Source organism: Pseudoalteromonas sp. UBA6610, assembly GCF_002433295.1.
GTDB classification, from domain to species: Bacteria; Pseudomonadota; Gammaproteobacteria; order Enterobacterales; family Alteromonadaceae; genus Pseudoalteromonas; species Pseudoalteromonas atlantica.
The window spans coordinates 1-16658 of sequence record NZ_DJHW01000133.1 but is presented as its reverse complement, the minus strand read 5'-3'; the positions used below and the strand labels follow the sequence as shown (position 1 = coordinate 16658).

Genomic DNA, 16658 nt, shown 5'->3' with positions numbered 1-16658 from the left:
TACGCAGCTATTTACTCACTACTGCGCGCTTAAAATACCATGCCTAACAAAGCTAAATCGGTCACTATTTTTGATGTTGCCCACCGTGCGGGGGTGTCTAAATCGACCGTATCATTGGTGCTTACGCAGAGTAATAAAGTAGCCGATAAAAGCAAACAAAAAGTGTTACAAGCCATAGATGAGCTAGGCTATGTGTATAATCGCGATGCAGCAGCTATGCGCTCAGGGCGCTCTAATTTAGTGGTTGTAGTGATTGACGATTTAACAAACCCGCTTATGGCATTGCTTGCTAAAAATATAGAGCAGGCTTTGAGCGAAGCTTTTTTTCAGGCCATTATTGTTAGTAGTAACAACAGCGTAGAGCGCCAAACGCAGCTAATAAATAATTTAAAAGAATACAAAGTGGCTGCATTTATAATTTGCCCTGTGGCTAGTACCTGTGCCCAGTGGCTCGACAACCTTGCTGCTGCCTACCATGTTATTAGCCTAATGCACGAAGTACCTTACAGCTCAGCCCCGTGTGTTTTACCCGACTACACTAAAGCAAGCCATGTAGTAACATTGCAGCTAATAAATGATTCGCCTAAAAACATACTGTTTATGGGTGATGAAAGCTTATCTGCACAGGGTTTATTAAGTGGCTTTAATAGTGCGTGTAAAAAACACAATATAACCCCTGAGCCAGCTATTACGTGCACAAAAAGCACCCCATTACATGCTAAGCAAATATTTAGTAGCACATTACTTAATAATCCGAGTATTGACGCGGTTGTATGCGCTAATAATATAATTGCGCATGGCGTTTTAGCCGCCGCCCCGCATTTGAAAAACAATATAGTAAGTTGCTTACATATTCCTGATATTACCGAAATTCAACCTCGCTTTACTTGCGCCAATATAAACACGCAAGAGCTTGCTAAGCGCAGTATTTTAGTGCTGCAAGAACAACTTCAAACAAACACTGCACCAGTAAAAACACTGGTAAATGTAAACCTACAAATTAGAGAAACACCGAAATGAAAAAAGTGCTGGTAATTGGTTACGTATGGCCAGAGCCAAATTCGTCTGCTGCGGGTACGCACATGATGTCGTTATTAAACGCGTTTAAAGCGCAAAATTGGCAAGTAGAATTTGCCACCCCAGCACAACGCACCGAGCACATGGTAAACCTAGATCACTTTGGTATAACCAGTCAAAGCATTGCCCTAAACTGCGAAAGTTTTGATGAGTACGTTAAAGCGTACAACCCAGACATAGTGATGTTTGACCGCTTTATGATGGAAGAGCAATTTGGCTGGCGTGTAGATAAACATTGCCCCAATGCCATTAAAATACTCGATACCGAAGATTTACAATGCCTACGTAATGCGCGCCACGAAGCGCACAAAGGCGAGCGAGAATTTACCACCAGCGATTTACATTCAGACATAGCTAAACGCGAAATAGCCGCAATATTGCGCTGCGACCTAAGCTTAATTATTTCAAGCTTTGAAATGCAATTACTTAGTAGTGTATTTAACGTAGAAGCCAGTTTATTACATCATCTCCCTTTTATGGTCGATTTAACGGCTTTACCTGCGCAAACTAAATCGTTTGAACAACGTGAGCACTTTATGACCATAGGTAACTTTAGACACGCCCCCAACTGGGATGCCGTGCTGTACTTACAAAAAATATGGCCGCTTATTCGCAAGCAATTACCAAAAGCAGAACTGCATATTTATGGCTCTTACCCGCCACCAAAAGCAACAGCACTTAATAACCCTAAAACCGGTTTTTTAATAAAAGGCTGGGCCGATAACGCCTATGAGGTAATGCAAAGCGCACGCGTATGTTTAGCCCCACTTCGTTTTGGCGCAGGTATAAAAGGCAAGCTGCTAGAAGCAATGATAATGCAAACCCCTAGTGTAACTACCGACATAGGCAGTGAGGGCATGCACAACGAACTACCATGGCCTGGTAAAGTGGCTAATAATACCGACGATTTTGCAAATGCAGCCGTTGAGCTTTACACCAATCAAGCCGGTTTTACACACGCGCAGCAAGCTGGCAATACGCTACTTAATACCTTGTACGACAAAGTAAAATTAAGCGCGGCGCTAATTAATAAAATTGACTCAATAAGCAACGATTTAAAAGCGCATAGGGAAAAAAACTTCACCGGACAAATGTTAAAACACCATACTATGCGCAGTACGCAATATATGGCGCAATGGATTGCTGAAAAAAATAAAAAATTAGATTAAAAATGACTAGACTCCTACAGATTTGTGTTTAAAATCGCGCCCATTACAAATGGGCGTTTTAGCCTATACTTTTAGCTAATTTATTTACACACTGGTCCATACAAGATTTGAAAACTGCAACCTTTACTGAAAAACGCAAATTTATCGTTAAATTAGGTAAAATGCTTCATAAGTACGGCACCCCTGCGTACCGCCTAGAAGCACACTTAATGGAAGTGGCCACTTACTTAGGACTTAAATCGTCTTTTGTTATGTCGCCAACTTCGGTAACGTTTGTAATTTGGACTGATGGCCACGAAGACGAATACACCCACGTGGCACGCGTAGACCCAGGCGATCACGACTTAGGCTCACTTGCCGACACCGACGACTTAGTTAATCAAATGCTCGACGACAAGCTCACCTTACAAGAGGTTGATGCTCAGCTTGATGCCATTTACGACATGCCAAACCCGTACAATAAATTTGTTACCGGTATTGCTTTTGCAACATCGGGGGGTGCATTTGCCATGCTAATGGGTACCAGTTGGACAGACGTTATTTGGTCTGCGTTGCTTACTTTAGTGGTGTATGTGTTTGTACTGTGGTCGGGGCGCTCAAAACGGGTTGCTCACATGCTAGAGCCCCTGGTTGCTATAGTATCGGCAGTGCTGGCTTGTGCAATAAGTGTGTATATTTCGCCCGATATAAATATACGGTTAGTGGTGCTTTCAGCCATTATTGTATTTATACCTGGTTTAGCGCTAGCGCTTGGTTTAGCAGAACTTGCAGCTAGGCATTTGGTGTCGGGTACGGCGCGGGTTATGGACTCGTTTATGCTGTTATTTAAACTGTACTTTGGCGCCTTTATTGGCATAGGCATTGGCTTTGCCATATTTGGCCAAACCGATTTTGTACAGCCTGAGCCACTACCGCGCTGGACTGCGTGGCTGGCTATATTTTTACTTTGTAGCAGCTTAATAGTGATATTTAGAACCAAACTTAAACATGCTGGATGGTCAATCGCATCTGGTTTTATAGCCTATGGCACGAGTATTGGTTCGGCTATGTACCTTGACTACACGTTAGGCACGTTTGTTGGTGCGCTTTCGGTTGGAGTGTTTAGTAACTTATTTAACCGCGTTGCAAATGCGCCAGCTTCCATTGTTGCCATGCAAGGCTTAATTGTACTGGTACCCGGCAGTAAAACGTATATTGGCTTAAACTCGCTTATTGAAGGCCAAGACTTTGTTTACGCCGAGCATATAGGCCAGCAAACGTTTTTAATATTTATGTCGCTTGTAGCAGGGCTCATATTTGCAAACGTGGCTTTACCGCCTAAAAAAAGCTTATAAGCTTGTTACCATTTAAAAGCCCGCTTACTTTGTAACGGGCTTTGTTGTTTAACGCGCTATTCGCTATGGGCGATAGTGAGTACAATTTTTCCTACGTGTTGTTTTTGTGCAAACACTTTTTGCGCTGTAACAATTTCGCTCAATGGGAATGTTTGCGCCACAATAGGCTTTATTTTTTCTTGTTCAATAAAGTTAACTAAGCTTTTAAATACCTCAGGCTCTATAACTGTACAGCCAAAAAAAGTTAAATCTTTTAAGTACAAAGTACGTATATCAAGCTCGACTAATGCCCCGCCAATAGCGCCCGACACCGCATAACGCCCCTTTGGTTTTAATACCTCCAGCAGTGCAGGCCATTGCTCACCGGCAACAAGGTCAATGACTACATCAACACTGTTTTTACCTAAGGCTTGAATTAAATCATCTTCACGAAATATAACTTTATCGGCACCTAACTCTTCAAGCTGCTGCGCCTTACTTTTACTCGTAATGGCAATAACAAAAGCGCCACGTGCTTTAGCTAATTGCACTGCCGCTGAGCCAACACCACCAGAAGCGCCTGTAATTAAAACAGTTTGCCCTTGCTGTGGGTTTGAGCGAAACAGCATGTTTTCGGCCGTAGAATATGAGCACGGAAAAGAGGCCAGCTCTTCATCACTATAGTTACTATTGATTTTATAAGCGTGAATAGAGTCAACGCGGGTAAATTGTGCGAAGCCACCATCACACTCAGAGCCAAAATACCATGGCGATTTAAGCGTTTCGCCATTAGCTTTAATTAAACATGGCTCAACAATAACGCGCTCACCAATACGGCTTTGATCTACGTTTTTACCAACAGCCACAATTACGCCGCATACATCTGCCCCTTGAATACGAGGAAAAACAAACGCATCACCAGACCAACTTGCATCGTCTTTACTGCTTTGTTTTTTAGCGTACTACGCCGTGCGGGTATTAAGATCTGTGTTATTAACACCTGCCGCCATGACTTTTATAAGTACATCTGTTTGTGCAAGCCCTGGCAACGGTAAGTTAGTTGCATACTTTAATACATCAAAATCGCCATGCTCGGTAAGCTGTACAGCGTGCATTGTGCTAGGTAAATTTGCCATTGGTTGCTCCATTATATTAATTTAAGAATATTGTTTTTTGCTGATGTAACCGCCTCATCGCCCATAACTGGCCATGCACTCGACACTCCCTCATGCAGCAAAAACAAGCTACTAGCCAACGATGAATTTAAACCTTGCTCACCTAGCAGTTTTTTTACGTCATTTTTATGTGTTTGCACCGCAAGGCTAATAGCTTCATCTTCAGGGAACGCCGACAACGCATTAATAGATAAACAGCCATTAGGCGCAAATTGCACCATCCACGCTTTTAGTTGATCAAACATGTGCAAAACCGCCTCAACTCCCGGAGCAGGTGCATTTTTAAGTAAAAAATTAATATAGCGATTATGTCGGTACTCAAGCGCAGCAATGATCATTGCCTGCTTTGACGGGTAATATTTATAAAGGGTGCGCAAACTAACGCCACTGAGTTTTTGCAGCTTAGCCACACTAGGCTCAGCAAAACCATGTTGACTAAAGGCCACCTCAAGTGCAGCAGCTATATCTTGTTTTAGCAAAGTGTTTAACCCATGTAGAATGAATGCTCTACCCAATATGGTAGAGCATTCATTCTACATGTCAACCAATACAGATTTATACAAAATAATAACTTTGACACCCATTATAAATTAACAGGCTAGGAAAGCCCTAGAGTCCAAAATATATGAGGATATTTATAGATATGGCATCCCTTTAATCTTTCTTAGTCATAATAAAGCCATAACTATGACACCCACTCTAATTATTTATAAATTAACAATGTAGTAAGAAATATTTGGTTGGATTTATATTTGATTTGAGATGTTGAGTGGAAATAGAGATGTTTGAGTTTATATACTTACGCTTTTAGTCATAATCTTATGGCCATTAAGAAACTTCATGCACCGTAAAAGCTCAGCAAAGCTAAATGACATACTATTTATTTAATGCGTTTTATTAGGCTAATAATTTTTTACTGTTTGAATAGCTAGGCCTTCGCTTAATAGCTTGATGTTTACAATAACTATCTAATGAACTTACGCGCCCCACCGCTCCATGAAAAACATTGCCAAATTCGGTTGTAAGTTTTAACCAGTTCTCTGGCCGCTATATTCAGGCGTATCAATAATTCAGGTGTTGAATAATAACTTTGACACCCATCTTAAATTAACAAACGAGGTAAGCCCTCGAGTTCAAGATATATGAGGATATTTATAGATATGGCATCCCTTTAATCTTTCTTAGTCATAATAAAGCCATAACTATGACACACACTCTAATTATTTATAAATTAAAAGTGTAGTAAGAAATATTTGGTTGGATTTATATGTTGATTTGAGATGTTGAGTGGTAATGGAGATGTTTAAGTTTATATACTTAAGCTTTTTATCATAATCTTATCAAAATAATAATTTTGACACCCACTCTGATTATTTATAAATTAACAATGTAGTAAGATATATTTGGTTGGATTTATATATTGATTTGAGATGTTGAGTGGTAATGGAGATGTTTAAGTTTATATACTTAAGCTTTTTATAATAATCTTATGGCCAATAAGAAACTTCAGGCACAATAAAAGCTCAGCAAAGCTAAGTGACATACTATTTATTTAACGGTTTTATTAGGCTAATAATTTTTTACTATTTGAATAGCTAGGCCTTCGCTTAATAGCTTGGTGTTTACAATAACTATCTAATGAACTTACACGCCCCACCGCTCCATGAAAAACATTGCCAAATTCGGTTGTAAGTTTTAACCAGTTCTCTGGCGCTATATTCAGGCGTATCAATAATTCAGGTGTTGAATGCGCAATAAAGCCTATTTTATCAGCTCGAATACATCTGCCTGTTAATTCCACTAACTCTAAATACGTTTTTAATTCGAATGGTAAACCTTTTGGCATGTATTTTTTAGGCTTTCCTGCAAAGCGTAATAACTGTTTTGGCTGCTTAACTTTTAACGCCTGGTTGCTTTTAAGTGCAATTGATTTTATGCGTTGTTTTACGCTCGTAAAGTGCGAATCCTCAGGTGTTTCAGCCGCTTTGGCGCGTATTGGATTTAAATCTACATATGCCATGCACGCCAACAAAGCAACTTCATCTAGTAACGCTTGAGATTTAAATCGCCCTTCCCAAAATCGCCCTGTGCAGCCATCTTCTTTGTTAGCTCGCCTTGCAATATTTTCGTTCAATGCTCGCATAAACCAGCTAATACTACTTAAGCGTTCTCGATACAGCTTTAGGCTCTCGTTTAAAAACCAATGTTCGGTAGCCGATAACTTCTCACCGCGTATAAATTTATGAGTGATAGCAGTGCCTTTAAAAAGCTTATGCCAACGAATTGCTATTGCTTTGTCGCTTAACCTATTAGCTTTTTTATCATCTACATACAACACAATATGTGTATGATTACTCATAACTGCGTATGCACAAACATCTATACAAAATACCTTTGCAAGGCTGATAAGCTTATCCTCTACCCACCCTCTTCTATGCGCGTAATTTTGTCCTGTAAAAGGGTCTTCACCACACAAATATGCCCGGCGAACACAACGTGAAATACAGTGATAATATTTTGTATCTGCCAAACTTATTTGGCGCTTTCGAGCAATAGCCATAACACAACCCTGTTCATTATTTAAGCTAAAGCGTAGTCCGAGCTTGTGTTTTATACAACTATTATAATGGGTGTCATTATTATTTGTGTTTAGATGGGTGTCATAATTAAGTTTTAGATGGGTGTCTTGATTATTTTTATGGGTGTCATTATTATTTGTGTTTAGATGGGTGTCATAATTAAGTTTTAGATGGGTGTCATGATTATTTTTTTAATAGTTTTCATACTTATTTACTAGAAAGTGCAGTTTTCAAAGGGATATGGTGGTGTATTCCCAATAAAGTATTAACTTGTTATTTACAAGCAATGCTATAGTTAGTTATATCGTTTTAGGTGTTGATTCAGTAAAAAATAAATGACGAACAATATAATAATAAAAATCAATATGGTGTGGTTTCGCTTTTTTGTGCTCCTGTTATTTTTACTAACTAGTAGTGCTACATTTGCCAATAGCTCTTCACTAACTTCATCTGATATAAAATCAATCCAAAGCCTGCTTAGTGATATTAAAGCCAACAAGCTAGATTACCTTTTACACCAAAAACAACTAACCCACGCTTATAATGTCACTAAACATACAAAGCATAAACAGTTGCACCTTGAAGCGGCTGCCTTATATTCAGAGCTACTTTTTCGACAAGAACAATACACCGCGCTAGGTACCCATTTGCTAATGTATTTAAAGAGTACTGAGCTTGTAACATATAAAAACAGTCACTTACTATTTTTAGAGGCTCAGCTTAAGCTTTTCGCAATTAACAAAGAGCTAAGTAATGCGCAATCGCTTGCTAATCAACTGCAAACGCAGGTAAAACAGCTTTCTCCTAACGAACAAATCATTGTTTTTCGGGCTATAGCCTATTACTACACCGAAACCGACGAACTTAAAAAAACGCTAAGTGCGGCATTAACAGGTTTAGAGCTTGCTATAAAAGAAGAAGACATAGCCTCGCAGGGCTACTTTTTTAGAAAAATTGCCGACGCTTACAACTACCTCTACAAAGATGATAAAGAAAAAGCCATTTATTATGCCCAAAAAGCGGTAGATGCCTACGAGCAAACAAGCGACGGCCTATTTACTGCTAAAGCTTATTGGAGTTTAGGGAACGTATTACTTGAGGTCGGTCAGCCTAAAAACGCGCTTGTATACTTAAATAAAGCGCTGGCTTATTTTAGCAAAGTTAATATGAAAAAAGGTTTAGCCTTCGCTCAATATTCTATTGCAAATATTCAATACCTGCAGGGTAATTACGATACAGCTTTAATGCTTGTAAACAAAAACATTGCACTTGCAAGCTCAGCCGGCATTAATGACATGCATTTAGCATCAATGATTTTATTATCAGACATCTACACAAAGCAAAATTTATTAAATAAAGCCAACCAAGTAAACGACGAAGTATTTTTAAACCTAGATAAATTTAGCCGCAGCATTTATAAGGCTGATTTTTTAAGCAAACGCTATAAATTAAAGCGCCAGCTTAACTTCACCGAAGATGCATTTAAAGCTATTGAAGATGAGCTTGCTTATACAATAAAACACTACGAAGCCACCAGCGAAACCAATATAAAAACTTTACAAGTTAAATTTGAAGTAAAAGAAAAAGAAGACAAAATTTTACAGCTAGAATACGAAAAAGACATAAACAAACTGCAGGCTACAGAAGAACACCAGCAAAAAATAATTTGGCGCTTAAGTGCCTCAATTGCCTTTATTTTGGTCATCGTGTCGCTATTTTTATTTTACCGCCAAATGCGCCAACGTAAAAAATACCATGCTATAGCATTAACCGACTACCTAACTAACAGCTTAAATCGGCGTGGCATTTTGCAAAAAGCAAATGAGTGTTTATCCCAGCAGAGCCTAGCAATAGCTATTGTCGATTTAGATTACTTTAAAGCTATTAACGACAAATTTGGCCATGATATAGGAGATTTAGTACTTATAAAATTTGCTCAAGCAGCAAAAGACACACTAAGTACTAACGATAAGTTTGGGCGCTATGGCGGCGAAGAGTGGCTATTTGTTTTAAAAACGCAAAACCGGGATAAAATAAACAACTTTTTTGAAAATCTTGAAAATAAGTTAACGCAGTACTGCAGTCATATTGAGGCATTGCCAAGTAAAACACACGTTACCTTTAGTGCTGGCGTGGCAATAAGTGATGCTAAAAGCGACTCACTCAGCGAGCTAATTAAACGTGCAGACCAACAACTTTATAAAGCAAAAGAAAATGGTAGAAACCAAATAGCAATCGCGTAAATATACGTTATTAGTCACCTTCAATAATCATTTGTTTTATTTTTATCGCTTTTTCAAAGTGATCTAACTTATGGGTGTGTATCCACCACGTAGCGGCTTGCAACAGCAGCTCAGGATCCGTATTTTTATTTGCAAAAAAAGCGTAAAAAGAAAGGCCTACGTTTTCGCCTTTGGCTGCTATTTTTTTATCGCATACAGCTATAATTTTTGCTTTTAGTTCTTCCTGCATACATACCTTATTTAATTGTATTTTAATTATCTAAATATACCGTTTAAAAAACTAACTATTAGCTGTAAAAGACTTCTATCAACAAAACTATGATCCTCAAACTCTTTATTAGGCGTATTTACTTTTGTAGCTTTGCATTCATTATTTAGCGGCTCATTTTTATGTATATTGGTTTCATAAGCTATATCAGCTTGCTCCATACATTTTGCAGAGCCCGCATAAGGCTTTGCCGCACAGCCAGTTAAAAATATACACAATGAAAATACAATTAAAAACGCTTTCATATTCAATCCTATTTTACGCCCCCTTGTGCTTTAAATTATAGCTGTAAGTTTACTTACTTAATCGGCTATTAAAACAAGTAGATCAATAAAAAACACACCAACTTCATCAAAAAAAGTGTCGCCTTTAGCATCCTTTTTTATTTGAGCGCTTACACATTCATTGTAAACCTTTAAGCTTGTTTTAGCGCCATTTAGCTCAGTCATTTCTGCCTCTTGTATGCATACACGTCGTTCAGAATGCTCGGCTGTACTACATGCACTTAATAACGCGCACAGCAATAATGCTGTAGTGGGGCTTTTTAAGTTCATCCTTAAACTACCCTAATATCTAAAGTTTTATAAAAATATATGTAAGGCAAGTATGTACAGCTTTTACCCAAATAATGCGCTACTTTACCATCTCAATAAAATACCCAACCAGTAAAAATATGTAAGCTTATGTAGCGTCAAAAGCAATCACCTCTTTTAATCTGAAAAAATTGCAGCTGTTTATGTGTAAAAGTTACAGAGCAACGCCATCCAAACCAGCCAAAAGTACATTAAAATCAATTATATCAACACATTAAAATCTGGCACTGCGCTTGCTTTTAAAAGTTTATAAAGCAATTACAGCAAGGAAAGAGTTATGAATATTTTTGAAGCGCTACGTCACGACCACGATAAACAACGCGAGTTAGTAGATGCCCTTATTCAAACGCACGGCGATACGCAACAGCGCCACAAGCTAATGGACGAGCTAAAAACTGAATTAGAAGATCACGCAAAATTTGAAGAGCGTTATTTTTATAACCCACTTATGTTTGACGATCTAACGCACGAAAAAGCACGCCACAGCGTTGCTGAACACCATGAAATTGACGAATTAATTGAACAACTTGAAGACACAGAAATGAGCTCATCTGCTTGGTTAGTTGCAGCTAAAAAATTGCACCATTTAGTGCATCATCATTTAAGTGAAGAAGAACATGAAGTATTTCAATTAGCGGGTAAAGCCCTAACCGAAGCACAAAAAGAAAGCCTAGCTAAACAGTATAACGATGCCATGCATTAGTTATTAATTAAACCGACTTCCATACACTCCCTTGTGTACTTATTGGTTATAAGCCGTATGGCTTATAACCTTTTTTTTGCAGCGCTACTTAATGGTAAATTTAACGTCTTGCTCGCGTAACACATACAGTGCAAAACACGCTGCCCACATTGGCCACGCTGTAAAAAACAATAAGTTATTAAAGCCATCAATATACTGATTATAAGATGAAAGCGTAGAAAGGCCGTGCATTACAAATATAACGCCATAAGTAAGGCGCTTTTTAATACCCACTAAAAAAGCCAACACTAAAATAAGCTGTAACGCCCCCAGTACATAAGCAACCACATCTGTAGAGCCGCTAATACCATAAAAATGCTCAAAAATTCGAGCGCTATGCCCAGGGTTAACAAACTTATCAAACGTCCACATAATCATTACAATAAATACGCCTAGGCGTAGCGAAAAAAGCGACCACTGCAAACGATTTTGAAAGTCAGTACCTGTTGTACCAGTCATAAAATTTCCTTAAAACTAAATAATTTAATGTTGAAACTAGCAAGACCGCTCAACACATATTTTATTTCATCTTAATGTATAATTTTTTAATAAATTCGGTGCCCTGCTTTTGGTTTGTTTGCGTATAAAACCGCTATTTATAAATTACGACCTATTATGGCAATAACTAACTACAGTATTTGTAAAACAAAAACATAGTGCCTAAAACTGAATAACGCTTTTGAGCAATGTGCTAAGCTTTTAACGTTTCATTCTAAAAAACAAAAAGAATTAATATTTACTGAAAGTTATTCACAATGCTGCAGGTCTTTATTGCCACATTCACACTAACCAAAATGAGAACCCTTTTGAAACATTCATATTTGGCACTTTTTATAGCCGCTTCACTCACACCTAATTTTTATGCTCATGCGGCACAATCTGCAGCTAATACCGACTCAATTGAACGTATTGAAGTAGCAGGCCAAACGATTAAATCTCAAGGGCTTTCTGTAAAAGGTGCCACTATTAACGGTCCCTTCGGCGACAACCTTGCACTGCAAGATATAGCACGCTCAGTCACGCCTATTTCAAGCGAGTTAATAGAGCAACTAAATATTACTACCCTACAAGACGTACTAGCCGTAAGCCCAAACACTTACTCTGCAAGTGGCTTTGGTGCGCCAAGCTTACCTACTATTCGTGGCCAACTGGGTGAGCTTTTTCAAGATGGTACACGTCGCCAAGCTGGTAATAATGGCTTTGGTGTGCCGTTATCGTTCAATTCTGTAGAACAAATAGATGTAGTAAAGGGTGCACCGCCGGTTTTATTTGGCTCAAGCCAACGTAACGGTGGTTTTGTAAATTTACACTCAAAGACTGCCTCTACAGATGAAAGTAAAGGTAAAGTTAAGCTCTCAGCGGGGCGATGGGATCAATACAGTGCGCAAGTAGATTACACTGCCCCCATTATAAAAGATAAAGTGGGCCTTAGAGTAAGTTACGAGCACCTTGATGAAGGCAGTTACTACGATTACTCAGGCACTAAAAGCGACAGTTTATTTGCAGCACTACGCATATTGCCCGATGATAAAAGCAGTTGGGATATTAACTTTGAGCTATACCAAGTTGAATTTACCGACAACGCAGGTATTAACCGCCCTACCCAAGCCTTAATTGATGATGGCCTTTATATTACCGGCCAAGGCGTGCAAGCCAATGGCAGTACCGTGCCTGCAGCGGGTTCAATTGTTTCGCCTACTGGGCAAGTAAAAATAGATCGCAGCACCGTACTTACCGACCCTGATAACCAAAACGAAGCTACAACTTATTTAATTCACAGCATTTATAAGCGCGAGCTAAGTGCTAATGCCTCACTTAAAAACATTACGTATTTTCAGCATTTACAGCGTGAAGAAATAGCCCAAAACAGCTTTGTAGAAATTATAGACGGCGCTGATACAGCGCAAAACCGTACTGAGCTTACTTACCGTTGGAATAGCGACCAGCAAACAATTTTTGCTTTTGACGTACGCTATAACAAAGTACTTGGCTACAGCCAATTTACTACCGAGGCCGATTTACCTATTGATTTAACTGGCCCACTTTCAAACCGTCGCATTCCCTTAACCGATGCACAAAAAGCACGTTTAGTAGAGCTAAGCCCAGGTGTATTTGTATCGCCTGGTGGTCAATACGACTTAGATAACGATGGCAGCGGCGACTTTAACCTATCAGACACCACCGACTCACGTTCATGGCAAACCGGGATTGCTATTCAGCAAGACTCAGATTGGGGCGATAAACTTCATACAAGTGTGGGTTACCGCGTTGACTTTTACGATGTAGAAGCAAACGATCCTATTGCACCACAAGGCCAAGTTGCTGCAAGCGACAGCATTAACGAAACCCTGCATTCTGGCCAAGTTAGCTTTAATTACAAATTAAATAGTGATTACACCACCTATGGTGCAGCAAGTTATAACGAAGCCACATCAAACAGTATGGCTGGCGGTACATCGCTTGGCAGCGATAACACAATTAGCGCACAAAATTTTGCAACCGAAAACACCTTAGTTGAGTTTGGCTTAAAGTACGCCCCAACCGACAGCGACTGGTACGCTGATGGCGCGGTATTTAGCCAGCGCCGTAGTTTACGTAATCGCGACGGCAGCAATACAGGTATTCGTACTACAGGTTTTGAAAGCCAAGTATTTTACGATGCCTACCCTTATTGGCTAAGTGCGGGTTACAGCTATATTGATGCTCGTTACGACAATTCTGCAAGCAGTCAAGATTCTGCTCAAGTAATCGATGCATTTGACAATTCACGCCCAGATATTATTGCAGGTACCGGCGTTGGCGCACCAAGTTTTACCGCGTTTGCACCTTCAAACCGCCAAGTTCAGGGCATTCCTGAGCAATCGTTCAGTTTTAACGGAAATTATTCAATTAATTCGAAATGGCAAATGGGTTTTTCAGGTCTATATACAAAGAGTTACCCATTAGACTTTTTAGCAACAGTTAAAATTCGTGATCAATACACGCTAAACGTTAATACTAGCTACGCATTTACGCCTAGCACTAAGTTGCGATTAGATGTAAACAATGTCACTAATCAAAAAAACTGGCGCCCAGTATTTGAAGGGGGTTACTTTGGCGCAACATTGGCATTTCCAGAACTGCCAATAAACGCAAAATTAACACTAACCCATAATTTTTAAGAGCGGTTGAGAGAACATGATTAAAAAACTATTTTTGGTATTGATTGCAGCAGCGGCTATAGGCTTGTTCTTTCACTTTAATTTACACCAGTTACTTACGCTTGAAGGCTTAAAAGGCTCGATGGATCAATTTAGCCAATATAAAGAGCAATCACCATTGTTGGTTTTTGGTGGCTTCTTTTTATTATACGTAGTGGTAACGGCTCTCTCATTACCGGGGGCGGCTATATTAACACTAGCCGCAGGTGCATTATTTGGCTTAGTTGAAGGCTTACTAGTAGCCTCGTTTGCCTCTACGGTAGGTGCTACGCTTGCCTTTTTAGTATCGCGTTACTTATTGCGCGATACAATTAAACAACGTTTTCCTGAGCGCTTAGACGCTATTGACGCAGGCGTTGAAAAAGAAGGTGGCTTTTACTTATTTACGCTTAGATTAGTGCCTGTATTTCCGTTCTTTTTAATTAACTTATTGATGGGTGTTACCGCCATTAAAGCATGGACCTTTTACTGGGTAAGCCAAATAGGCATGCTGGCGGGTACATTTGTATTTGTAAACGCGGGTACGCAACTTGCGCAAATTGAAAGCTTATCAGGCATTTTATCGCTCGATCTTATTTTATCGTTCGCTTTATTAGGTGTGTTCCCTTTTATTGCTAAAGGAATCTTAAACGTGTTTAAAAAACGTCGCGTATACAAAAACTATACTAAACCTAAAAAGTTTGACCGTAACATGATTGTTATTGGCGCAGGTGCTGGCGGCTTAGTAACAAGCTACATTGCAGCAGCGGTTAAAGCCAAAGTAACGCTAATTGAAGCCGGCGAAATGGGTGGCGACTGTTTAAACTACGGGTGTGTGCCAAGTAAAGCCGTTATTAAAAGCGCTAAAATTGCCGAGCAAATTCGCCACGGTGAACACTATGGCTTAGAAAACGCGACACCGCAGTTTTCGTTTAAAAAAGTAATGGCACGTGTACATAAAGTAATTGCCGACATCGCCCCGCACGATAGTGTTGAGCGTTACACTAACCTTGGGGTAGATGTAGTTAAAGGCTACGGTAAATTATTAGACCCGTGGACTGTAGAAATTAAGCTTAACGACGGTGGCACGCAAACATTAACCGCCCGTACTATTGTTATTGCCACTGGTGCACGCCCATTTGTACCGCCACTTCCTGGTATTGAAGAAACAGGCTATGTAACAAGCGATACATTATGGACTAAATTTGCTGAGCTTGAAGAAGCCCCGAAAAAGCTTGTTGTACTTGGCGGTGGTCCAATTGGTAGTGAACTTGCACAAAGCTTTGCACGCTTAGGCTCAAATGTTACGCAAATTGAAATGGCTGAGCGTATTATGATCAAAGAAGACTTAGAGGTGTCTACCTTTGCTCACGAAGCGCTTACTGAGAGCGGCGTAAACATTTTAACCTCGCATCAGGCACTGCGCTGTGAAGCGCGCGACGGTAAAAAGTTCATTGTGGTAAAGCATAATGATACCGAAATCGATATTGAATACGATGAGCTACTATGTGCTGTTGGCCGAAGCGCTCGCCTTAAGGGTTACGGCCTTGAAGAACTTGGCATAGAAACTAACCGTACTGTAGTTACTAACGAATACCTAGAAACGCTTTACCCTAATATTTTTGCAGCAGGCGATATTGTTGGCCCGTATCAGTTTACGCACGTAGCCGCTCATCAGGGTTGGTACGCAGCAGTAAATGGCTTATTTGGTAACCTTAAAAAGTTTAAAGTAGATTACCGTGTGATCCCGTGGACCACATTTATTGACCCTGAAGTAGCACGTGTTGGTTTAAACGAGCAAGACGCTATTGATAAAGGCATAGACTATGAAATCACTCGCTTTGAATTTGAAGAGCTAGACCGCGCAATTACCGACAGCGCCACCAAAGGCTTTATTAAAGTAATTACACCAAAAGGCAAAGACAAAATACTCGGTGTTACTGTGGTATCTGAGCACGCTGGCGATTTAATTGCTGAGTTTGTACTGGCAATGAAACACGGGTTAGGCCTTAACAAAATATTAGGCACTATTCACAGCTACCCTACTTGGGCTGAAGGTAACAAGTACGCAGCAGGCGAGTGGAAACGCGCTCACGCACCTGAAAAAGTACTTAACATGCTTGAAAAATACCACACATGGCGCAGAGGCTAATATGTTTAAAACACCTTTAAAAGCGCTATTGTTAGGGTCTGCTTTACTTGCAACATCGTTTGCAACGTCATTTTCGGCCCAAGCTCAAAATATGCACGACAGCTGGAATACATTATTAAACAACCATGTTGTAGCTATTAATCATGGCCACAGCACAGAGGTTGATTA

Annotated in this window: 13 protein-coding genes and 3 pseudogenes; 8 read left to right on the top strand and 8 right to left on the bottom strand. The window is 39.7% G+C overall.

The window, feature by feature from the left end; genetic code table 11:
• Positions 1 to 39: 39 nt before the first annotated feature.
• The 3 genes from B4F91_RS17270 to B4F91_RS17260 all read left to right on the top strand — a co-directional run bounded on the left by B4F91_RS17270 (position 40) and on the right by B4F91_RS17260 (position 3580).
• A complete protein-coding gene (locus B4F91_RS17270; RefSeq protein ID WP_286937023.1) occupies positions 40 to 1020 on the top strand; it encodes a LacI family DNA-binding transcriptional regulator in 981 nt (326 codons plus the stop codon).
• Positions 1017 to 2246 (top strand): glycosyltransferase, encoded by a 1230-nt coding sequence (locus B4F91_RS17265; RefSeq protein ID WP_286937022.1) that lies wholly within the window; start codon positions 1017 to 1019, stop codon positions 2244 to 2246. Before B4F91_RS17270 ends, B4F91_RS17265 begins: the two co-directional genes overlap by 4 nt.
• 107 nt (positions 2247 to 2353) lie before the next feature.
• Positions 2354 to 3580, top strand: a complete 1227-nt coding sequence (locus tag B4F91_RS17260) for a threonine/serine ThrE exporter family protein (RefSeq protein WP_029773039.1) — start codon at positions 2354 to 2356, stop codon at positions 3578 to 3580.
• 56 nt (positions 3581 to 3636) lie between these two features.
• On the opposite strand, the pseudogene B4F91_RS17255 reads toward B4F91_RS17260, so the two are convergent.
• From B4F91_RS17255 to B4F91_RS17240, 4 genes and pseudogenes are all read right to left on the bottom strand, one after another.
• Positions 3637 to 4695, bottom strand: a pseudogene (locus B4F91_RS17255) (alcohol dehydrogenase family protein).
• Between the two features lie 11 nt (positions 4696 to 4706).
• The gene (locus B4F91_RS17250) at positions 4707 to 5213 is read right to left on the bottom strand and encodes a TetR/AcrR family transcriptional regulator (protein WP_286937021.1); all 507 of its coding nucleotides are present in this window, start codon (positions 5211 to 5213) and stop codon (positions 4707 to 4709) included.
• 418 nt (positions 5214 to 5631) lie between these two features.
• Positions 5632 to 5803 (bottom strand): annotated as a pseudogene (locus B4F91_RS17245) (transposase); the annotation flags it as partial.
• A gap of 495 nt (positions 5804 to 6298) precedes the next feature.
• Entirely contained in the window at positions 6299 to 7294 is a 996-nt protein-coding gene (locus B4F91_RS17240; RefSeq protein WP_286937020.1) for a transposase, read from the bottom strand.
• Positions 7295 to 7648: 354 nt separating this feature from the next.
• Here B4F91_RS17240 and B4F91_RS17235 point away from each other — a divergent pair, with 354 nt between their 5' ends.
• Positions 7649 to 9556 carry a tetratricopeptide repeat-containing diguanylate cyclase gene (locus B4F91_RS17235; protein WP_286937019.1) on the top strand — a complete coding sequence of 636 codons (1908 nt, stop codon included), beginning with the start codon at positions 7649 to 7651 and terminating at the stop codon, positions 9554 to 9556.
• A 10-nt stretch (positions 9557 to 9566) separates the two neighbouring features.
• Here the strand turns inward: B4F91_RS17235 and B4F91_RS17230 are convergent, their stop codons facing one another.
• The 3 genes from B4F91_RS17230 to B4F91_RS17220 are packed head-to-tail and all read right to left on the bottom strand — an operon-like array spanning position 9567 to position 10378.
• Complete coding sequence (locus B4F91_RS17230; RefSeq protein ID WP_286937018.1) at positions 9567 to 9785, bottom strand: DUF6500 family protein; 219 nt, start codon at positions 9783 to 9785, stop codon at positions 9567 to 9569.
• 26 nt (positions 9786 to 9811) lie between these two features.
• Positions 9812 to 10069: a hypothetical protein gene (locus B4F91_RS17225; RefSeq protein WP_286937016.1), complete on the bottom strand. Its 258-nt coding sequence runs from the start codon at positions 10067 to 10069 to the stop codon at positions 9812 to 9814.
• A 57-nt stretch (positions 10070 to 10126) separates the two neighbouring features.
• Complete coding sequence (locus B4F91_RS17220) at positions 10127 to 10378, bottom strand: hypothetical protein (RefSeq protein WP_286937013.1); 252 nt, start codon at positions 10376 to 10378, stop codon at positions 10127 to 10129.
• A 316-nt stretch (positions 10379 to 10694) separates the two neighbouring features.
• On the opposite strand from B4F91_RS17220, the gene B4F91_RS17215 reads away from it, so the two are divergent.
• Positions 10695 to 11120, top strand: a complete 426-nt coding sequence (locus B4F91_RS17215; protein WP_286937011.1) for a hemerythrin domain-containing protein — start codon at positions 10695 to 10697, stop codon at positions 11118 to 11120.
• Between the two features lie 84 nt (positions 11121 to 11204).
• Here the strand turns inward: B4F91_RS17215 and B4F91_RS17210 are convergent, their stop codons facing one another.
• Entirely contained in the window at positions 11205 to 11618 is a 414-nt protein-coding gene (locus tag B4F91_RS17210; protein ID WP_064387061.1) for a hypothetical protein, read from the bottom strand.
• Between the two features lie 347 nt (positions 11619 to 11965).
• Between B4F91_RS17210 and B4F91_RS17205 the strand changes: the two genes are divergently transcribed.
• The 3 genes and pseudogenes from B4F91_RS17205 to B4F91_RS17195 form a co-directional block, all read left to right on the top strand.
• Positions 11966 to 14320, top strand: coding sequence for a TonB-dependent receptor (locus B4F91_RS17205; protein WP_288636101.1), 2355 nt, complete (start codon positions 11966 to 11968; stop codon positions 14318 to 14320).
• A 16-nt stretch (positions 14321 to 14336) separates the two neighbouring features.
• Positions 14337 to 16490, top strand: coding sequence for an FAD-dependent oxidoreductase (locus B4F91_RS17200; RefSeq protein WP_286939024.1), 2154 nt, complete (start codon positions 14337 to 14339; stop codon positions 16488 to 16490).
• Between the two features lies 1 nt (position 16491).
• A pseudogene (locus B4F91_RS17195) lies at positions 16492 to 16658 on the top strand (DUF547 domain-containing protein); the annotation flags it as partial.

Coding starts and splice junctions, on each gene's coding strand:
- B4F91_RS17270 (WP_286937023.1), top strand. CDS start 40: ATGCCTAACAAAGCTAAATCGGTCACTATTTTTGATGTTGCCCACCGT.
- B4F91_RS17265 (WP_286937022.1), top strand. CDS start 1,017: ATGAAAAAAGTGCTGGTAATTGGTTACGTATGGCCAGAGCCAAATTCG.
- B4F91_RS17240 (WP_286937020.1), bottom strand. CDS start 7,294: ATGGCTATTGCTCGAAAGCGCCAAATAAGTTTGGCAGATACAAAATAT.
- B4F91_RS17235 (WP_286937019.1), top strand. CDS start 7,649: ATGACGAACAATATAATAATAAAAATCAATATGGTGTGGTTTCGCTTT.
- B4F91_RS17230 (WP_286937018.1), bottom strand. CDS start 9,785: ATGCAGGAAGAACTAAAAGCAAAAATTATAGCTGTATGCGATAAAAAA.
- B4F91_RS17225 (WP_286937016.1), bottom strand. CDS start 10,069: ATGAAAGCGTTTTTAATTGTATTTTCATTGTGTATATTTTTAACTGGC.
- B4F91_RS17220 (WP_286937013.1), bottom strand. CDS start 10,378: ATGAACTTAAAAAGCCCCACTACAGCATTATTGCTGTGCGCGTTATTA.
- B4F91_RS17215 (WP_286937011.1), top strand. CDS start 10,695: ATGAATATTTTTGAAGCGCTACGTCACGACCACGATAAACAACGCGAG.
- B4F91_RS17210 (WP_064387061.1), bottom strand. CDS start 11,618: ATGACTGGTACAACAGGTACTGACTTTCAAAATCGTTTGCAGTGGTCG.
- B4F91_RS17200 (WP_286939024.1), top strand. CDS start 14,337: ATGATTAAAAAACTATTTTTGGTATTGATTGCAGCAGCGGCTATAGGC.